Origin of the sequence: Bacillus sp. lyk4-R2A-2 (genome assembly GCF_030209735.1) — a bacterium.
GTDB classification, from domain to species: Bacteria; Bacillota; Bacilli; order Bacillales; family Bacillaceae; genus Bacillus; species Bacillus pumilus.
Genome location: NZ_JARVRK010000014.1, coordinates 1 through 18,100, shown reverse-complemented (window position 1 = coordinate 18,100; position 18,100 = coordinate 1). Strand labels below are relative to the sequence as shown.

Below are 18,100 nucleotides of genomic sequence, written 5' to 3'. Positions count from 1 at the left end.
TAAAAACTCGAATTAACAGGTACGTTTTGTCTTGTTTAGTTTTCAAAGAACTTGTTTACCGCTTCAGAAGCGACTAGAACATCATACCATATTTAAATTGTTGATGTCAACAACTTTTTTGTTATCATGTTATTTCGTTTCTTCGTCATCAGCGACGTATATTAATTTACCACCATAAGGGATCAAAGTCAACAATATTTCTCATTAAATAATAAATTTTTCAATTACGACTAAAGCTGCTACGCCTGGGATGCCCAATAGACCACTGATTCCACTTGTTACAGGGTTAATAGAGACATGTAATCCTAGACTCTCACCAAATAGATTGAGGCAAAATAAAAAAAGAGCACCTGCCACAAACTTTATTCCGATCAGCCCTAACCATTTGATGGGGTTCGCTTGAACACCTGACATAAACAACAATAATACAGCAAGCAAAATTGACCCGATCACAATAACAGGTTCCATAATCCTCTCATCTCCTCTTCATATGAATAGTACAAGCATATGAGAGGACTATGTAAAATAGACCTGCTATCTCCAGTTGTTTAAACGTAAATTCCTCTTTTTCGCTTCTCTTAGATAGAAAAAGTACTTCGCTTGAGCAAGCTTTAATTCGAATAGAATGTCCGGTGAAGGATCAACGCTATTTGCGACAAGCTTTTTTTGTCTGTTCCATTCTTCCTTTTGCTTAAAAAGCTGTTGAATTAATTTCTCATCGAATTCTTTTCGAATTGATTTTCTGCGAAGAAAACCCATGTACCGTACTTCTCCTTCCTACATCTCACGTCTGCCCTCTAGAGCTTTAGACAGTGTGACTTCATCCGCATACTCTAAGTCTCCACCTACTGGTAGTCCGTGAGCAATACGAGAGAGTTTAATTCCTGATGGTTTCAACAATCTAGAGATATACATGGCTGTAGCCTCTCCTTCAATGTTTGGATTCGTTGCAAGGATTACCTCTGTCACTTGATCGTCTTGCAATCTTTTTAACAGGTCAGGAATTTTAATGTCCTCTGGGCCAATGCCATCCATTGGCGAAATGGCACCATGAAGCACATGATATAAGCCGTTGTATTCTTTCATCTTTTCCATTGCGATCACATCTTTTGGATCTTGTACTACACAGATAACAGATTGATCTCTTCTTGTATCTTCACAAATATAGCAAGGATCTTGATCTGTGATATGGCCGCATACCGAGCAATTAGTTAAATTACGCTTTGCGTTAACAAGCGCCTTCGCGAAATCTAGTACGACATCTTCCTGCATACTAAGAACAAAAAAAGCCAGACGGACCGCGGTTTTCGGTCCGATTCCTGGCAATTTCATAAAGCTGTCTATCAGCTTTGATATTGGTTCAGGATATTGCATCTTCAGTTATTCCTCCTAGAATAAACCTGGCATGTTCATTCCTTTTGTGAATTGACCCATTGTTTCATTTGTTAACTCATCAACTTTTTTCAATGCATCGTTTGTCGCTGCAAGTACAAGATCTTGAAGCATATCGATATCTTCTGGATCAACAACTTCTTCATTGATTGCTACATCAACAACTTCTTTTTGTCCATTTACTTTTACAGTGACCATACCGCCACCTGCTGTACCTTCAAGGACTTTTTCTGCAAGCTCTTCTTGAGCCTTAGCCATATCCTTTTGCATTTTTTGCATTTGTTTCATCATTTTTTGCATATTTCCCATTCCACCGCGCATATGAACACCACTCTCTTTCATTTTTATTAATCTTTAATTTCTATTAAATCGGTTCCTACTAACTTCTTTGCTTCTGCAATCAATGGATCCTCTTCAGCAGAAGTCCCCTGACCATCTGCCTGTTCATCCGGCTGATGATCTCTTAAAAATTCTTCTCTTATTTTACCCCATTGAGCGTCAGGAACGCCAACTAATTCCACTCTTTTCCCTAACATAGACTCTAATAGCTGCTCAAGGTTGGTTCGAACACCACTTTTATCTTCAGCAACCATTTTACAGTGTATTTCAAACTTGAATTTTAAAACAAAGGCATGAGTAGCAGCAGCAACTGGTTCACTATCCGTTAATAGTGCAGCGTGAGACACCTTATTCTGCTGTTTCAAGTGGGCAAGGAGTTCTCCCCACTTACCTTTAATTTTTTCTAGCTCTGGACGTTTTGCCTCTTTTAGAATTTCGTGAATTCGACCGACAGGTGCACGGTATCCATTTTTGTTACTCGTTTGTGGTCGAGGTGCTTCCTTTTTTTCTTGAGGATGATGAGAATGAGACATTGGCACACCCTCAGCTCTTATCCTAGATAGCTCCTGTTCCAACCTGTCTATTTTATCCGTTAGCGTCGTTAAATCAGCGTTAGCATGAGCTTGTGGTATTCCAGCCGTTGACTGACATAGCTTGACAACAGCTACCTCAAAGAAAATCCTTGGATGATTCGTCCATTTCATTTCTTGGTGACTTTTATTCAGCACTTCAATTGTTTCATATAGAAATTGAGGTGTCACACGATCCGAAAGCGTCACGAAATTTTCATCGACCTTTACCTTTTCAAGGACCCCTTCCAGATCTGGTGCTGTTTTATAAAGCAGCATATCTCTAAAGTAAAAAATCATGTCCTCTATTAATTTAGCAGCATCTTTCCCCTGCTGAAGTAATTCATTTAAGGTATCTAACGCCACGGCAATATTTTGATTAAAAATTGCTTCGGCTAGCTGACTAATGAATTGCTGAGAAACAGCTCCTGTAATGAGCAGCGCATCATCAATTGTCAGTTGCTCACCACTAAATGAAATTGCTTGATCTAAGAGGCTTAGTGCATCACGCATACCACCATCAGCTGCACTAGCGATAATCTCGAGCGAGCCCTCTTGGACATTTAGGCTTTCTGCATCTACAATTTTCTGCATTCTTCCAACAATATCTTTTGTCGTGATTCGTTTAAAATCAAATCTCTGACAACGAGATATGATGGTAAGAGGAATCTTATGAGGCTCTGTGGTAGCCAAAATAAAGATACAATGAGCGGGCGGCTCCTCTAACGTTTTAAGGAGGGCATTAAACGCCCCGATAGAGAGCATATGTACTTCATCTATAATATAAACCTTATATGTAACCGCCGAAGGAGCAAATTTCACTTTATCACGTATATCACGGATTTCATCTACTCCGTTGTTTGAGGCAGCATCTATTTCGATCACATCTGAAATCGAGCCGTTTGTAATCCCTTTACAGGCATCACATTCATTACAAGGTTCACTCACAGGTGACTTTTCACAGTTCACTGCCTTCGCAAAGATTTTAGCAGCGCTTGTTTTACCTGTTCCTCTAGGACCTGAAAATAAGTAAGCATGAGAAAACTTCTTCTGCAAAAGGGCATTTTGCAACGTTTTTGTGATGTGTTCTTGTCCAACAACATCCTCAAAAACTTGAGGTCTGAACACTCGATACAAAGCTTGATAACTCACAAATACGCCCTCCTCCATTTATCATCTTTTTTATTATACATGATGCACCGATCAATTCAAAAGCACACCTTTATTTTCTAATAAACGAAAATGATGATTTCAACTATAGTTTTTCTACTTTCTATGAACCAAAAACCTGTTTTCTAGATTTTCGAATTGATCTGCCACACCACGAGGAACACTAGTTCCCACTGCGATTAATAAAAAACAAAAAAACTCTAAAAAGATTTTTTGGCTATTTGTATAAACAAAGCAGCTGAACTATTCTTTAAACAGCAACAAAAAACTCACCTAGATTAACTAGATGAGTTACATTTAATATTGATTTACCGTGCACCTTCTGTCGATTCGCTACCCCAAGCGTTACTTAAACAGTTAGCTCGGCCCAGGCAACCCTGCGGCACATGAGAGGTTTCACTTAATGCTGCTTCCTTCCGGACCTGACATGGTTCATGAATTCCCATTGCGCAGGACCCAGACGTCAACACCACTTATTTAAGGCAGACCTTGAAGTAAACGAACCTTGAGAAGGGATTCGGCCTCGCTAGAGCGGATTGCGAGTACAGGGCACCGCTACCTCCCCGCTTAGCACGGCAAAATGAATATTAAATTGTTAGTGACGCAGACATAAGTATACCTTCTTATAGCCGAAATTGCAAACGACATCCATTCATTTACTTTTGGCTTGTTTCTTTCGCTGACGGAGATTTCGGAAGAACTGACTTAACAGCTCACCACACTCATTTTCAAGTACACCACCAATGACTTCAGACTGATGATTGAACCGTTCATCATCCAGTAAATTCATTAAAGTACCTGCACATCCACCTTTTGGATCGTATGCACCAAAAACGACCTTTTTCACTCTAGAAAGGACAATCGCTCCCGCACACATAGGACATGGTTCAAGCGTCACATAAAGTACAGCATCCTCTAAACGCCAGCTTCCAGTCGTTTTACACGCTTCATCAATGGCAAGTAATTCTGCATGTGCAATTGAACGCTGCTCTGTTTCCCTTAAATTATGAGCTCGGCTCACAATTTGGTCATCAACAACGATGATGGCACCGATTGGTACTTCTCCTATTTGTTCTGCTTTTAAGGCTTCAGAAATAGCTTCTTGCATAAACTGTTCATCTCTCGTCATAGCACGGCTCTCTTTTCATGTTTTTTAAAAGGATATTGAGGTTAACATATTAGCACAATCTTTTAAAGGGGGTCTTACTTTGTCAAAGCACCAAAAGGCACTGCTTATTATCGACATGATTAATAATTTTGATTTTGAAATGGGACATGTGCTCGCTGATAAAACAGAGCAAATGACCAATAAGATTTTAGCTCTTAAAGATCATGCTTTCAAGGAAAATTGGCCGATCATCTATATCAACGACCACTATGGTCTCTGGAAGGCAGATATTCAAGCTGTGATGGAAACATGCAAAAATGAAAGAAGCGCCCCTATTTTAGAGAAAATGGCACCATCTAAAGATGATTACTTCTTAATTAAACCGAAGCATTCTGCCTTCTATGGAACTGCATTAGAGACACTCTTAAATGAATTAGGTGTACAAGACATCATTTTGACCGGAATTGCAGGAAACATTTGCGTTCTGTTCACTGCAAATGACGCATACATGCGAGAATACAACTTAATTGTACCTGAAGATTGTATCGCATCAAATGACGACAGAGACAACGAATATGCTTTAACGATGATGGAGAACGTTCTACTAGCAAAAATCACCACTGCTAAAGAGATCACGAATGAAAATCAAACATGATTTATCCATAACCCTCATAAATTGTTAGCAATAACAAAGGGGGCGTTGACTATTCAAATTTATGTTGTCAAAAGAGGAGATACTTTAAACGAAATTGCCATGCGTTTTAAAACAACAGTCAATGAAATCATCCGTACCAACGATATTGAAACACCAAATCAACTCGTCATTGGACAAACAATTGTCATTCCAATTAGAGGTCAATTTTATGAGGTCAAACAGAATGACACACTTTATCAAATTGGAAGACGATTTCGAATTTCAGTGGAAGAGTTGGCACGTGTGAATAGAATACGGCCTGAAGCGATACTTCCTATTCGCTTCTTGCTCTATATTCCTCAAAGACCGAAAAGGAACATTAACTCGAATGCTTACATTGAACCACGGGGAAATCAAGTCAGTGAAAACTTAAAACAAGCAGCTAGAGAGGCCTCTCCATATTTAACGCATTTAGGCGCCTTTAGTTTTCAAGCGCAAAGAGATGGAACACTGAAAGAACCACCGTTAGATCAGCTACCTCAAATAGCCGCTCAGAGCAGAACCGTTTTATCCATGGTGGTGACTAACCTAGAGAATGATAAATTCAGTGATGAACTTGGGCAAATTCTTTTGAATAACCAATCTGTCAAAGCCACATTTTTAAATGAAATCGTTCGTGTTGCAAAAAAGTATCAATTAAAAGAAATCCATTTTGATTTTGAATATTTACGTCCCGCTGATAAAGATGCCTACATTCAATTTTTAAGAGAGGCAACAACCCGCTTCCATCAAGAAGGATGGACAATATCTGTTGCACTTGCCCCTAAAACAAGTAGTCAGCAAAAGGGAAAATGGTATGAAGCTCATGACTATGAAGCCATTGGGAAGATCGTTGATCATGTTGTATTAATGACCTACGAATGGGGATACAGCGGCGGCCCTGCGCAAGCAGTCTCTCCCATTGGACCTGTCCGCCAAGTCATTGAATATGCACTGACCGTTGTTCCAGCAAATAAAATTGTTATGGGCCAGAACTTATACGGCTATGATTGGACGCTTCCTTACGTTCAAGGCGGCCCTATTGCTAAAGCTGTCAGTCCCCAACAAGCGATTGCAATTGCTAGAAATAATAATGCCTCCATTCTATATGACGAAACAGCACAAGCACCTTATTTTCGTTATACAGATGCCAATAATAAAGAGCATGAGGTATGGTTCGAAGACGCTAGATCAATTCAAGCAAAGTTCAACCTCATCAAAGAGTTAAACTTGAACGGAATTGCTTATTGGAAATTAGGTCTATCCTTCCCTCAAAATTGGCTCTTATTATCAGATCAATTCAATATTGAAAAAAGAACGACATCGTAATCCGTTCGCTCTATCTCTCGGCAGGGGTATGGTACAATATACATTGGTTTGACAACTTTATAGATAGAGGAGAACGCCTATGTATCCTGCCCCTTTTATTGCAGTGGAAGGCCCAATTGGAGCCGGAAAAACAACTTTGGCTACAATGCTTGCGAAGGAATTTCAATTTCCTTTAGTAAAAGAGATTGTAGAAGAAAATCCATTCTTAGATAAATTTTATGAAGATATGGAACAATGGAGCTTTCAGCTTGAGATGTTCTTTTTATGCAATCGGTTCAAACAATTAGAATCTATTCAAGAAACCTATGTGAATCAACAGCAGCCGATTGTCACTGATTATCATGTCTATAAAAATATGATATTTGCAGAAAGAACATTATCAAAAAAGCACATGGACAAATACAGAAAGATCTATCACCTGCTAACAGATGATCTTCCTAAACCAAATGCCATCATCTATATAAAAGCGAGCCTTCCTACCTTACTTGAAAGAATACAGATGAGAGGACGCTCTTTTGAAGAAGACATTGACCCGGCTTATTTAAAAACACTCATTGAAGATTATGAGCTGGCCATTGAACATTTAAAACAGACTGACCCAGAGCTTCCTATCATTACAATTGAAGGAGATCATACAGACTTCGTTTCCTCACAGCAAGATTACCAGCAAATTGTACAGAACATAAAGGAGCAAGTGCTATGAACAATATCGAAATACCAAAGGATGCAGTGATCACAATCGCCGGGACTGTTGGTGTCGGAAAATCAACTATGACTAAAACAATAGCGGACAAGCTCGGCTTTCAAACCTCTCTTGAAAAAGTAGATGATAACCCATACTTAGAGCCCTTTTATTCAGATTTCCAAAGATGGAGCTTCCATTTACAGGTCTATTTCCTAGCTGAGCGTTTTAAGGAGCAAAAGCGGATTTTTGAATCTGGTGGAGGGTATGTGCAAGATCGTTCAATTTATGAGGACACTGGCATTTTCGCAAAAATGCATGCGGACAAAGGTACGATGTCTGAAGTAGATTATGAAACGTATACAAGTCTATTCGAGGCGATGGTGATGACACCTTACTTCCCTCACCCTGATGTTCTCATCTATTTGCACGGGGATTTAAATCACATTTTACATCGTATTGAGGAACGCGGCAGAGAGATGGAAACTCAAACGGATCGAGCCTATTGGGAAGAAATGTACACTCGATACACGGAATGGATTGAACAATTCGATTTATGCCCAGTGATTAAAATTAACATTGAAGATTACGACTTACTTCATGATGAAAGCTCACTTGATCCCATTCTTCATGAAATAGCTTCTGTTATTCAAAAAAATCGCTCTAAAACAAAATAAAAAAACCGCTGCATTTCGCGAATGCAGCGGTTTGACAATTCCAATTTTTATGCTTGCGTTTCAATTCAACTAAGGTAAAAAATCAATATGGCGGAGGAAGAGGGATTCGAACCCCCGCGGGCTTTGACACCCCTGTCGGTTTTCAAGACCGATCCCTTCAGCCGGACTTGGGTATTCCTCCGTATCGACAAGAATTAATATACCATATCGATTTATTTCAAGTCAACATCTTTTCGAAAAAAATTTCAATAAGTTATTTTGGCATGAGAATCTGCCCATAAAAAAGCAGCCATCGACGGCTGCTCTTGATCTATTTTGTATCCTGTCTAATCTCTTCAATAAAATGATTCATCTCTTCTTTAAACTCATTTAATGATTCAATAATTTTCGTAAAGTCTGTCACTTGTTTTGCTTGTTCATTTGTTGAACTGCTGATTTGTGAGATGTTTTCAGACAAAGTGCCAATGCTGTCTTGGATCTCTTTTAAGAAGGTATTAATGGTTTCAGCCGCTTCCTTTGAGCCATCTGATAATTTACGAACTTCATCAGCTACTACAGCAAACCCTTTTCCATTCTCTCCTGCTCTTGCTGCTTCAATTGCAGCATTTAGGCCTAGCAAATTGGTTTGTCTAGCAATCCCGCCAATAGTTTTGACGACTTCTTCAATATTTGCAGATTTCTCTTCCGCTCTTCCTGCCTGTTCGCTTATTTCTAAACTTGTGGCAGCCAGCTCTTGTGAATGCGCAGCAATTTGCTCAATTCCACTTTGAAGTTCTTTCGCTACATCATTGATATGCTCCATGTAACCACTTAATTTCTTTTCACGATGATGTGAAAATGCCACTAAAAAAGAGCCAATTACTTTTCTATTTTCATCAAAAATCGGGTAACCTTTTACTGCAATTTCATAACCATATAAAGACTCTGGTAAATGACCGTCATATTCTTGTCCTCTTAATGTCGTCGCCACGTTTTGGTCTTCTGGGTTCAATGGATCCCCAACCTTCATGCCAAAATCTATTGTTTTAGACGGATAGTAACAAAGCACCTTCTCTGTATCAGTGATGCCGAAAAGGATACTTTCATCTAGAACTTTTCTAATTAATTGAGCCATTTCAACATAATAGTCAAGCCTATTCAAGGTTATTCCTTCTTTCCTAGAAGCTTTTAGTATTTCTATCGGCTAAATTTAGGAAAACTGTAGGACTTTTGGGAAAAAGAAATAAGATGCCATAGCGGCATCTTATTTCATGACTTCTTTATTTCCCATATAAGGACGCAGTACTTCAGGGATGATCACAGTGCCGTCCTCTTGTTGATAGTTTTCTAAAATGGCCGCCACGGTTCTTCCTACTGCTAAACCAGATCCATTTAATGTGTGCACATGCTCTAGCTTGGCTTTAGGCTCTGGACGGAATCGAATGTTTGCACGTCTTGCTTGGAATGCTTCAAAGTTACTGCAAGAAGAAATTTCACGATACGTATCTTGGCTCGGAATCCATACTTCGATGTCGTATTTCTTCGCAGCCGTGAATCCTAAATCTCCCGTACACATGCTCATGACACGGTATGGCAGGTTTAATAGCTGTAGGACTTTTTCTGCTTGATTTGTTAGTTTCTCTAATTCTTCATAAGAATCTTCAGGTCTTACAAATTTCACAAGCTCTACCTTATTAAATTGATGCTGACGGATGAGTCCGCGTGTATCTCTGCCGGCAGATCCAGCCTCTGATCTAAAGCAAGCACTGAACGCTGCATAATTGATTGGCAGCTGTTCCCCTTCAATTATTTCATCACGGTGCATGTTAGTAATAGGTACTTCAGCTGTTGGAATGAGGAAATAATCTTCTTCACGGATTTTAAAAGCATCCTCTTCGAATTTTGGAAGCTGCCCAGTTCCTGTCATGCTCGCTCTATTGACCATGTAAGGTGGAAGCACTTCAGTAAAACCAAACTCATCTACATGCAAATCGAGCATAAAGTTGTATAGTGCGCGCTCTAAGCGTGCGCCAAGCCCTTTATAAAAAACGAAACGGCTTCCTGTGACTTTTCCTGCACGTTCAAAATCGAGAATGTTTAGTTCATCCGCTACGTCCCAATGTGGCTTTGGCTCAAATGAGAATGCCGGCTGTTCGCCCCATTTTCTCACTTCCACGTTGTCATCTTCTGTTTCCCCAACGGGTACAGTGTCATGAGGGATATTCGGAATAGAGAATAAGATGTGCTGCAAGCTTTCTTCTACTGTTCTTAGCTCATCATCCAGCTTCTTAATCTCATCTCCTACCTCACGCATTTCTTGAATAATGTGATCGGCGTCTTTCTTTTCTCTTTTCAGAACAGCCACTTGCTGTGATACTTCATTTCTTCGGCTCTTTAATTCTTCTGTTTTTCCGATTAGTTCTCTTCTTTTTTGATCCAACTCACCAAACTTATCAAAATCCGCTAAATCTTCGCCTCGGTGTGCTAATTTTTCTTTGATTTGATCAAAGTCCGTGCGCAGTTGTTTAATATCCAGCATGTATAACACTCCTTTTTTTATCGAAAAATAAAAAGAGCCCTCATCCCATGAAAGGGACGAGAGCTCTCGCGTTGCCACCCTGATTGAAAACATGCAGAAGCATGCTTTCCTCTTTCCTCTGTAACGGTATCACCGTAAATGCTTACTTCACGTGTTTCAGCATTTCGCTCAAGGATGGATTCAGACTGCATCTTTCACCGATTCGCACCAACCATCGGCTCTCTGAGAAAGAGGGGCTTCTTACTATTTCCCGTCAACGCTTTTTCGATCTTTGATTGTGATTTTAATGTACTATAAGTTTTATCTCTTTTCAACCGTTTTATACAGCGAGCTTCGTTTTATAGGACTTCACCATTTCAACAAACAGCTGTGTTAACCGGTGGTCGTCTGTCAGCTCTGGATGAAAAGAACAGCCTAAGATATTGTTTTCCTTCGCCATCACAATCCTGCCATCATATTCAGCCATGATATCTACGCTCTCATCTGCGCTGATGATATGAGGCGCACGGATGAACACTCCTGTAAACGGCGCATCCAGTCCTTTTACTTCTAAATCTGCTTCAAAGCTGTCTACCTGTCTGCCAAATGAATTCCGTGCAACAGATACATTTAACAGTCCAAGATGAGCATCGTCTCGATCTTCTATATGCTTTGCCAGCATAATCAAACCGGCACATGTTCCGAAAATCGGTTTCCCTTCTGCAGCGAACGCTTTGATCGGTTCAATGAATTGGTACGTATCCATGAGTCTTCTCATCGTCGTGCTTTCTCCACCAGGGATAATAAGACCGTCCACAGATGCTAGCTCTTCTGCTCGTTTGATGATCTTCCCTTCTGCAGCGCAAGCTTCAATCGATTGAATATGCTCTCTCACGGCTCCTTGAAGCCCTAGTACACCAATTGTTAGCATGTTCGTTTGCGCTCCCTTAATTACCAGCCACGCTCTTGCATACGCTCTTCTGGCAGTAGATTTGAGATTTCAATTCCTTTCATGGCTGTTCCAAGCTCTTTTGAAAGCTCTGCAATGAGACGGTAATCTGTGAAGTGAGTCGTTGCTTCAACAATTGCTTTTGCAAATTTCGCTGGATTGTCTGATTTAAAAATACCAGATCCAACAAATACACCGTCTGCTCCAAGCTGCATCATTAACGCAGCATCTGCTGGTGTCGCAACGCCTCCCGCTGCAAAGTTAACAACAGGGAGCTTGCCATCTTTTTTGATTTGAAGCAATAATTCATACGGTGCTCCTAGGTTCTTCGCTTCTGTCATCAGTTCATCTTCATTCATTGATGCTACTTTACGAATCTGAGCATTGACCTTTCTCATATGACGGACAGCTTCTACAATGTTGCCTGTTCCAGGCTCCCCTTTTGTACGAAGCATAGAAGCGCCTTCTGCGATACGACGGGTTGCTTCACCTAAATCACGGCAACCACAGACAAAAGGTACTGTGTATTCATTTTTATTTAAATGGAATTCCTCATCTGCGGGCGTCAGCACTTCACTCTCATCGATATAATCAACACCAAGTGCTTCAAGAACACGAGCCTCGACGATATGGCCGATACGTGCTTTTGCCATGACTGGAATCGTTACTGCATTTTGTACTTCTTCTACGATTCTTGGGTCTGCCATACGGGCAACACCGCCGGCTGCACGGATATCAGCTGGTACTCGTTCTAGTGCCATAACTGCCACCGCACCTGCTTCTTCTGCGATCTTCGCCTGTTCAGCATTGACGACATCCATAATGACGCCACCCTTTTGCATTTCTGCCATTCCACGTTTCACTCGTTCAGTTCCCTTATTGCTCACAATAGTTTCCTCCCATTTGTCAATTCGATTGATTTACCCCTTTATCATACAAGCGAGACAGTATAACAATAAAGAGAATAGTATAACAATTCAATCAGCCGAAAAAATAGCTTAAACCCTTGTATATAAACGATTACCTGCTAAAAATATGTCATTCCTTCTTTGAAGTGTCATTTACATGCTATAATGCAACTATAACAATTCAAATTCATGTATAACAATTTTGCACTCAATGGAGGTTTCTCATGCATATTGATATCCATCGACATTCTGATACATCGCTTTCAAATCAGATTTACTTTTCAATCATTGATCATATCCAATCGGGTTTGCTTCAACAGGGAGATAAGCTGCCAACTGTACGTGATTTGGCAAAGCAGTTGAATGTGAGTCTTGTCACGGCAGCAAAGGCATACACTCGGCTGAAGGACGACGGATATTTAACGACTGTGCAAGGAAAAGGAACGTTTGTGGATGAGTTGCAAAAGCAGTCAGAGATTCCGGTTCCGTCAGCTACCTCTTTTGATTGGCAGTTATCCATTCCGGATTATTTACCACGATCTCAATTTGCTCAGTATCACTATGTCGAAGAAGCGATCAACCTTTCTTCCTCTATGATCGATCCAGGGCTTTTGCCGAACCGTTATTTAGAAAAAGAAATGCAGCATGTCCTAGCCAGACATCCTCAAATCATGTCAAAGTATGGGGAAATTCAAGGGGATCTTCAGCTTCGGCAGGTCATTCAGTCTTTTTTAGAAAAGCTGGATGTGCCTTCAACTTCTGAGAATATCCTAGTAACTAGTGGTTCTCAGCAAGGGCTTGATCTGGTCGCACGTGCGTTTATCGGTCCTGATGATGTAGTTGTCATGGAAGCACCGACCTATCCAGGCGCCATTGATGTCTTTATGGGGAGAGGGGCAAGAATTATTACAGTCCCGGTTGATCATGAAGGAATGAACATGAAGCAGCTTCAAAGCATTTGTGATAAATATAAACCAAAGCTCATCTACACGATTCCTACTTTTCACAGTCCAACAGGCGCCAGTATGTCAATGAAACGCAGAAAACAACTTCTCTTACTGGCTCAAAGTATTGATTGTCTGATTGTAGAGGATGATCCTTATCGTGAGCTATATTTCGAAAAGAAGCCGCCTGCACCTATCAAAAGTCTGGATCATGATGGACACGTCATTTATTTACGAGGTTTAAGTAAAACACTTGCTCCAGGATGCAGAATTGGGATTATCACTGCTTCAGGCTCGATATTTAATCGTTTATTAGCTGCAAAGGCCAATAATGATTTAGGCAGCCCTCTTCTCACACAAAAAGCCATTCTGCCATTTCTGACTTCAAAGAAAATGATTGATCATACGAAAAAGCTGAGAACCGCCTTGAAGGTGAGACGTGATTTAATGATAGATGTGTTAACGAAGCACGCACCAAAAGATGTGACGTGGCAAATTCCTCAGGGTGGGCTCAATTTGTGGCTTAGCTTTCCTTCCTGGGTTGATACACGTGCACTGCTGCATGAGGCACGTAAACAGCAAATCACCTTTCTGCCTGGCTCTGTGTGCTATCCTGGAGAGCCGAAACAAAACTATATCCGCCTCAGCTTTTCTTATGTGAATGAAAAGGCACTGACCGAGGGAGTGGAAAAGTTATGTGGTATTTTTCAGCAAGCCTTGTCCACTCCTCAAAATCACAAACAATCGCTTTTCTTTTAACGATAAAAAAACTGCTCTCATGCATAGAGAGCAGTTTTTTATTAGAACCAACCTTTTACTGTGTCAACGATTCCGCCCCAAATGCCAGCGAAGAATCCACCTACACCACGCATTGCAAGGATGAACCAGTTTGCTTTTTCATCGCCTGTTTTCGTTATAAGCTCAACACCTGATTGATCTTTATTCAAATAGCCGTAATCCTTCTCATCACCAGAATAAGAAGTCGTCAGCATGCCTACCTTCGTTCCTTTTTTAATAGGAGCTTCGAGTTTTGTTTTCTCGATATTTACTTTTGCTTTAAAGCTCTTTTCGTCGCCATTTTTTACCGGCACAGAGAAAGCTTCTTTTGTAACGACAGGTACTTCTTTGTCTTTGCCTTTGTCGACTTCGATGTTTTCATGTCCTTTGATCTGTTGACCTTTTTTGTACATTTCTTTCATCGTGAAGTTTTTAAACGCATAATCGAACAGTTTTTTCGCCACGTCAAAACGTGCTGTATGAAGATTACCTTTTGCATTCAAGATCACTGCGATGACACGCATGTCACCTTGCTTAGCGGTACCTGTGAAGCTAGAACCAGCTGAATCTGTAGAACCTGTTTTCAGACCGTCTACACCTTTATATTCCTTCACAAGTCCTTTAAGCATGAAGTTCCAGTTAGGCATGTCCATTTCATCGTCTGTGCCTTCTCTGAACTTTGTTTTCGCAATACTTGATGTTTCAAGAATTTCTGGGTGGTCTTTGATGAGATGCTGTGCAAGCAATGCCATATCTTTCGCAGATACTTCACTTTCTTCATCAGGACCTGTACCTTTTGGCTGTTTGCCATGTAAGTCTTTATTTTCTAGTCCAGTTGCATTCACGAATTTGTAGTTTGTTAAACCTAATTCTTTTGCTTTTGCGTTCATTTTTTCAACGAACTTCGATTCTGATCCAGCAATCACTTCTGCTAAGCCAATTGCTGCTGCATTTGCCGAATAAATAGCCGTTGCTTGATAAAGTTCTTTCACTGTATACGAGCCATCTTTTCTCAAAGGAACGTTTGATAAACTGCGGTCCTGAGAAATTTCGTATACATAATCATCTGGCGTATACGTTTGATCCCATTTCACTTTGCCTTCAGCAATCGCTTCTAGTAAAAGATACTCTGTCATCATCTTTGCCATACTTGCAATAGGTAGTCTTTGCTCTGCGTTTTTACTATAAAGGATCTTACCTGTAGAAGCTTCAATTAGGATCGCTGCTTTCGCATTCACATTGAATGGCTCTTCAGCTGCTTTTGCTTTGGACATTGGTGTAAATGCTGTCACAATCAATGCCAGTGCAAGGATAGAGACCATAAGCTGTTTCAATATCTTGCTGTTCAATCGTCATACCTCCGTTATCATCTTTTTTCGACATATTTCATATATATTTAATCCACAAGGGCTTATTTCAACACAACAGTATAAATTTTATCACAATAAAGACAAAAAAAATAGACAGAGTCATAGACCCTGTCAAATGTAATTTAACTGTCACAATTTATCAAGAAATTGTGTAGTTTGGTGATTCTTTTGTAATTTGTACATCATGTGGATGACTCTCACGAAGTCCTGCACCAGTCATACGAATGAACTGTGCATCTTCTCTAAGAGAGCGTAAGTCCTGTGTTCCACAATAGCCCATACCAGAACGGATACCGCCAACGAGTTGATACACTGTATCAACGACTGGTCCTTTGTATGGTGTACGGCCTTCAATACCTTCTGGAACGAATTTTTTATTATCTTCTTGGAAGTAACGATCTTTACTTCCTTTTTCCATTGCAGCGACTGAACCCATACCGCGATAAACTTTGAAGCGTCTACCTTGGAAAATTTCTGTGTCTCCTGGGCTTTCAGATGTACCAGCTAGAAGGCTTCCAAGCATTACAGCATGTCCACCAGATGCTAGAGCTTTTACGATATCACCTGAATATTTAATTCCACCATCTGCAATAATAGCTTTACCATGTTTTCTTGCTTCTGTTGCACAATCATAGATCGCTGTGATTTGTGGTACACCAACGCCTGCAACAACACGTGTTGTACAAATAGATCCTGGTCCGATACCGACTTTCACAATATCGGCTCCTGCTTCAAACAATGCTTTAGTTGCTTCGGCTGTTGCAACATTACCAGCAATGATATTAAGAGAAGGATATGTTTCGCGGATTTTCGATACAGTGTTTAGAACACCTTGTGAATGACCATGTGCCGTATCAATGACAACGACATCCACATTGGCTTCGACTAATTTTCTTACACGAGTCATTGTATCGCCAGTGACACCAACAGCGGCACCAACAATTAAACGACCATGTGCATCTTTAGAGGAGTTAGGGAATTCGATCACTTTTTCAATATCTTTGATGGTGATGAGACCTTTTAACGTTCCTTCGTCATCTAAAAGAGGTAATTTTTCAATTTTGTATTGCTGTAGGATTTTTTCAGCTTCTTCTAACGTCGTACCGACAGAAGCTGTCACAAGTTCCTCTTTTGTCATCACATCGCTAATCTTCATTGAATAATCCGAAATAAATCGAAGGTCACGGTTCGTAATAATACCGACAAGCTTTTGATCTTCTATGTTATTTACAATCGGTACACCTGAAATACGGTATTTACCCATTAAGTGCTCTGCATCAAAGACTTGATGCTCAGGTGTTAAGAAGAATGGATTTGTAATAACGCCGCGCTCTGAACGTTTTACTTTATCCACTTGCTCTGCTTGCTGCTCAATAGACATGTTCTTATGAATGATACCAAGACCACCTTGACGTGCCATTGCAATCGCCATTTGTGATTCAGTCACCGTGTCCATTCCTGCACTGATAATTGGAATGTTTAGTTTTAATGTGCTTGTTAACTCAACTGATAAATCGACATCTCGCGGAAGTACTTCAGACTTAGCTGGAACAAGCAAAACATCGTCAAACGTCAAACCTTCTTTTGAAAATTTACTTTCCCACATTAGTAAATCCCCCTCTTTTCGGCAAAATATTATATGTAGATTATCAACTAGCAAACAGCATGTCAAGGAAGCAACAAACAGTTGCAATTTTTAGAAAATATAAAGAGAGTTGAGGAAGAAGATGAAAAGTTCAGGATGGAAGGATTTAAAACGTTTTTACTCACTCGAAACTTCCCAAAAGTTTCTATATCAACAATATGAGAAACGGAACATTCAAGATGCAAACCAGCAAGCCTATAAAAACTGTGAACGGTTTATTTATTTTTTAAAGCATGGCCATACGTTCTATGAACAGGCAGCTATCGCTCCACTCGAACTGAAGCCCATTTTATTGTTTTATGGAATGGCTCAGTTACTAAAGGCCTGTTTACTGACAGTTGATCCTCACTATCCTTCTCAAACCTCTGTTTTGGCCCATGGTGTAACATCGAGAAAGAGAAAGAAGCAGCACTACCGTTTTAGTGAAGATGAGGTGAAAATTCAACGAAATGGACTATGCATGCATGTGTTAAAGCATCTATTTCATTTAAATGGAATTGAAGATGAGCGATTTACGATGATTCATCTCCTTTCAAAGATACCGGAAATGAGTCATATTCTAGATTTTCAAAAACAGCCCTCAGCATTAGTGAAAGTGGAAAAGGCCAATGGGATGATGATTCAAGATCATATTCCATTGCTTTATAACATGTCTGCTGAACGCTTTATTGAATACTTTGAGTTTCATACAAGTTGGAAACTCAGACAGAGAGAAGCGAAAAAGCTGACGTTTGATGTATCTCTAGAAGAAAACCCAGCGCTGGCTACTCATCTTCATTATGATTTAGAAATGGATCAATGGTATATTCCGTCAACGCGTGATTCCTTTTTAGGGATTCCTGAGATCATCAGTCATTACTTATTAATGTATAACCTCAGTATGATTGCCCGCTACGAAACTGAATGGTGGTACGAGCTGCTGTCTCAATACATTAGCGATGATTACGTCATGATTGAACGCTACATGGAGATTGCCGAAGAGAAGTTCCCAGCTTATATCATGATGCTATTAGAAGAAAAAACAAAAAAGACCAGTTCCGTATGGAACTGATCCTTAGAAAAGCTTGGCGG

The 18,100-nt window shown here is 40.1% G+C and carries 17 protein-coding genes, 1 tRNA gene, 1 other RNA gene, 1 pseudogene and 1 other annotated feature; of the genes and pseudogenes, 6 read left to right on the top strand and 14 right to left on the bottom strand.

Annotated elements, in window-relative coordinates; translation table 11 throughout:
* Positions 1 to 204: 204 nt before the first annotated feature.
* The 7 genes from QRN39_RS18070 to tadA all read right to left on the bottom strand — a co-directional run bounded on the left by QRN39_RS18070 (position 205) and on the right by tadA (position 4,599).
* Positions 205 to 468, bottom strand: coding sequence for a pro-sigmaK processing inhibitor BofA family protein (locus tag QRN39_RS18070; protein WP_003218084.1), 264 nt, complete (start codon positions 466 to 468; stop codon positions 205 to 207).
* A gap of 66 nt (positions 469 to 534) precedes the next feature.
* Complete coding sequence (locus tag QRN39_RS18065; RefSeq protein ID WP_050945829.1) at positions 535 to 759, bottom strand: YaaL family protein; 225 nt, start codon at positions 757 to 759, stop codon at positions 535 to 537.
* Between the two features lie 18 nt (positions 760 to 777).
* Positions 778 to 1,374 carry a recombination protein RecR gene (gene recR, locus QRN39_RS18060; RefSeq protein WP_050945828.1) on the bottom strand — a complete coding sequence of 199 codons (597 nt, stop codon included), beginning with the start codon at positions 1,372 to 1,374 and terminating at the stop codon, positions 778 to 780.
* A 15-nt stretch (positions 1,375 to 1,389) separates the two neighbouring features.
* A complete protein-coding gene (locus tag QRN39_RS18055; RefSeq protein WP_008342011.1) occupies positions 1,390 to 1,713 on the bottom strand; it encodes a YbaB/EbfC family nucleoid-associated protein in 324 nt (107 codons plus the stop codon).
* Positions 1,714 to 1,739: 26 nt separating this feature from the next.
* Positions 1,740 to 3,452 (bottom strand): DNA polymerase III subunit gamma/tau, encoded by a 1,713-nt coding sequence (gene dnaX / locus QRN39_RS18050; protein WP_284907824.1) that lies wholly within the window; start codon positions 3,450 to 3,452, stop codon positions 1,740 to 1,742.
* Between the two features lie 329 nt (positions 3,453 to 3,781).
* Positions 3,782 to 4,046: signal recognition particle sRNA large type (gene ffs / locus QRN39_RS18045), an RNA gene on the bottom strand.
* A 76-nt stretch (positions 4,047 to 4,122) separates the two neighbouring features.
* Positions 4,123 to 4,599: a tRNA adenosine(34) deaminase TadA gene (gene tadA / locus QRN39_RS18040; protein WP_003218102.1), complete on the bottom strand. Its 477-nt coding sequence runs from the start codon at positions 4,597 to 4,599 to the stop codon at positions 4,123 to 4,125.
* Positions 4,600 to 4,678: 79 nt separating this feature from the next.
* On the opposite strand from tadA, the gene QRN39_RS18035 reads away from it, so the two are divergent.
* From QRN39_RS18035 to QRN39_RS18020, 4 genes are all read left to right on the top strand, one after another.
* Positions 4,679 to 5,233 (top strand): cysteine hydrolase family protein, encoded by a 555-nt coding sequence (locus tag QRN39_RS18035; RefSeq protein WP_003218117.1) that lies wholly within the window; start codon positions 4,679 to 4,681, stop codon positions 5,231 to 5,233.
* 99 nt (positions 5,234 to 5,332) lie between these two features.
* Positions 5,333 to 6,580: a glycosyl hydrolase family 18 protein gene (locus QRN39_RS18030; RefSeq protein WP_417894910.1), complete on the top strand. Its 1,248-nt coding sequence runs from the start codon at positions 5,333 to 5,335 to the stop codon at positions 6,578 to 6,580.
* A 79-nt stretch (positions 6,581 to 6,659) separates the two neighbouring features.
* Positions 6,660 to 7,283 (top strand): deoxynucleoside kinase, encoded by a 624-nt coding sequence (locus QRN39_RS18025; RefSeq protein WP_284907821.1) that lies wholly within the window; start codon positions 6,660 to 6,662, stop codon positions 7,281 to 7,283.
* On the top strand, positions 7,280 to 7,939 hold the full coding sequence (locus QRN39_RS18020) for a deoxynucleoside kinase (protein WP_012009062.1): 660 nt from the start codon (positions 7,280 to 7,282) through the stop codon (positions 7,937 to 7,939). The genes QRN39_RS18025 and QRN39_RS18020 overlap by 4 nt, the downstream gene beginning before the upstream one ends.
* Before the next feature lie 88 nt (positions 7,940 to 8,027).
* Here QRN39_RS18020 and QRN39_RS18015 read toward each other — a convergent pair.
* The 5 genes and pseudogenes from QRN39_RS18015 to pdxS form a co-directional block, all read right to left on the bottom strand.
* A tRNA-Ser gene (locus QRN39_RS18015) sits at positions 8,028 to 8,120 on the bottom strand.
* Between the two features lie 129 nt (positions 8,121 to 8,249).
* Positions 8,250 to 8,585 (bottom strand): annotated as a pseudogene (locus tag QRN39_RS18525) (methyl-accepting chemotaxis protein); the annotation flags it as partial.
* Between the two features lie 597 nt (positions 8,586 to 9,182).
* On the bottom strand, positions 9,183 to 10,457 hold the full coding sequence (gene serS / locus QRN39_RS18005; protein ID WP_050945826.1) for a serine--tRNA ligase: 1,275 nt from the start codon (positions 10,455 to 10,457) through the stop codon (positions 9,183 to 9,185).
* Positions 10,458 to 10,506: 49 nt separating this feature from the next.
* Positions 10,507 to 10,723: a binding site (T-box leader), on the bottom strand.
* Between the two features lie 53 nt (positions 10,724 to 10,776).
* Positions 10,777 to 11,367 (bottom strand): pyridoxal 5'-phosphate synthase glutaminase subunit PdxT, encoded by a 591-nt coding sequence (gene pdxT / locus QRN39_RS18000; protein ID WP_050945825.1) that lies wholly within the window; start codon positions 11,365 to 11,367, stop codon positions 10,777 to 10,779.
* A 20-nt stretch (positions 11,368 to 11,387) separates the two neighbouring features.
* Positions 11,388 to 12,272 carry a pyridoxal 5'-phosphate synthase lyase subunit PdxS gene (gene pdxS / locus QRN39_RS17995; RefSeq protein WP_003218112.1) on the bottom strand — a complete coding sequence of 295 codons (885 nt, stop codon included), beginning with the start codon at positions 12,270 to 12,272 and terminating at the stop codon, positions 11,388 to 11,390.
* Positions 12,273 to 12,517: 245 nt separating this feature from the next.
* On the opposite strand from pdxS, the gene pdxR reads away from it, so the two are divergent.
* A complete protein-coding gene (gene pdxR / locus QRN39_RS17990) occupies positions 12,518 to 13,996 on the top strand; it encodes a MocR-like pyridoxine biosynthesis transcription factor PdxR (protein WP_253621940.1) in 1,479 nt (492 codons plus the stop codon).
* A 41-nt stretch (positions 13,997 to 14,037) separates the two neighbouring features.
* Here pdxR and QRN39_RS17985 read toward each other — a convergent pair whose 3' ends face one another.
* Together QRN39_RS17985 and guaB are read right to left on the bottom strand one after the other, a co-directional pair.
* Positions 14,038 to 15,363, bottom strand: a complete 1,326-nt coding sequence (locus QRN39_RS17985; RefSeq protein WP_284907820.1) for a D-alanyl-D-alanine carboxypeptidase family protein — start codon at positions 15,361 to 15,363, stop codon at positions 14,038 to 14,040.
* A gap of 160 nt (positions 15,364 to 15,523) precedes the next feature.
* Positions 15,524 to 16,990 carry an IMP dehydrogenase gene (gene guaB, locus QRN39_RS17980; RefSeq protein WP_003218109.1) on the bottom strand — a complete coding sequence of 489 codons (1,467 nt, stop codon included), beginning with the start codon at positions 16,988 to 16,990 and terminating at the stop codon, positions 15,524 to 15,526.
* Between the two features lie 121 nt (positions 16,991 to 17,111).
* On the opposite strand from guaB, the gene QRN39_RS17975 reads away from it, so the two are divergent.
* The gene (locus QRN39_RS17975) at positions 17,112 to 18,080 is read left to right on the top strand and encodes a YaaC family protein (RefSeq protein ID WP_050945823.1); all 969 of its coding nucleotides are present in this window, start codon (positions 17,112 to 17,114) and stop codon (positions 18,078 to 18,080) included.
* Positions 18,081 to 18,100: the final 20 nt, after the last annotated feature.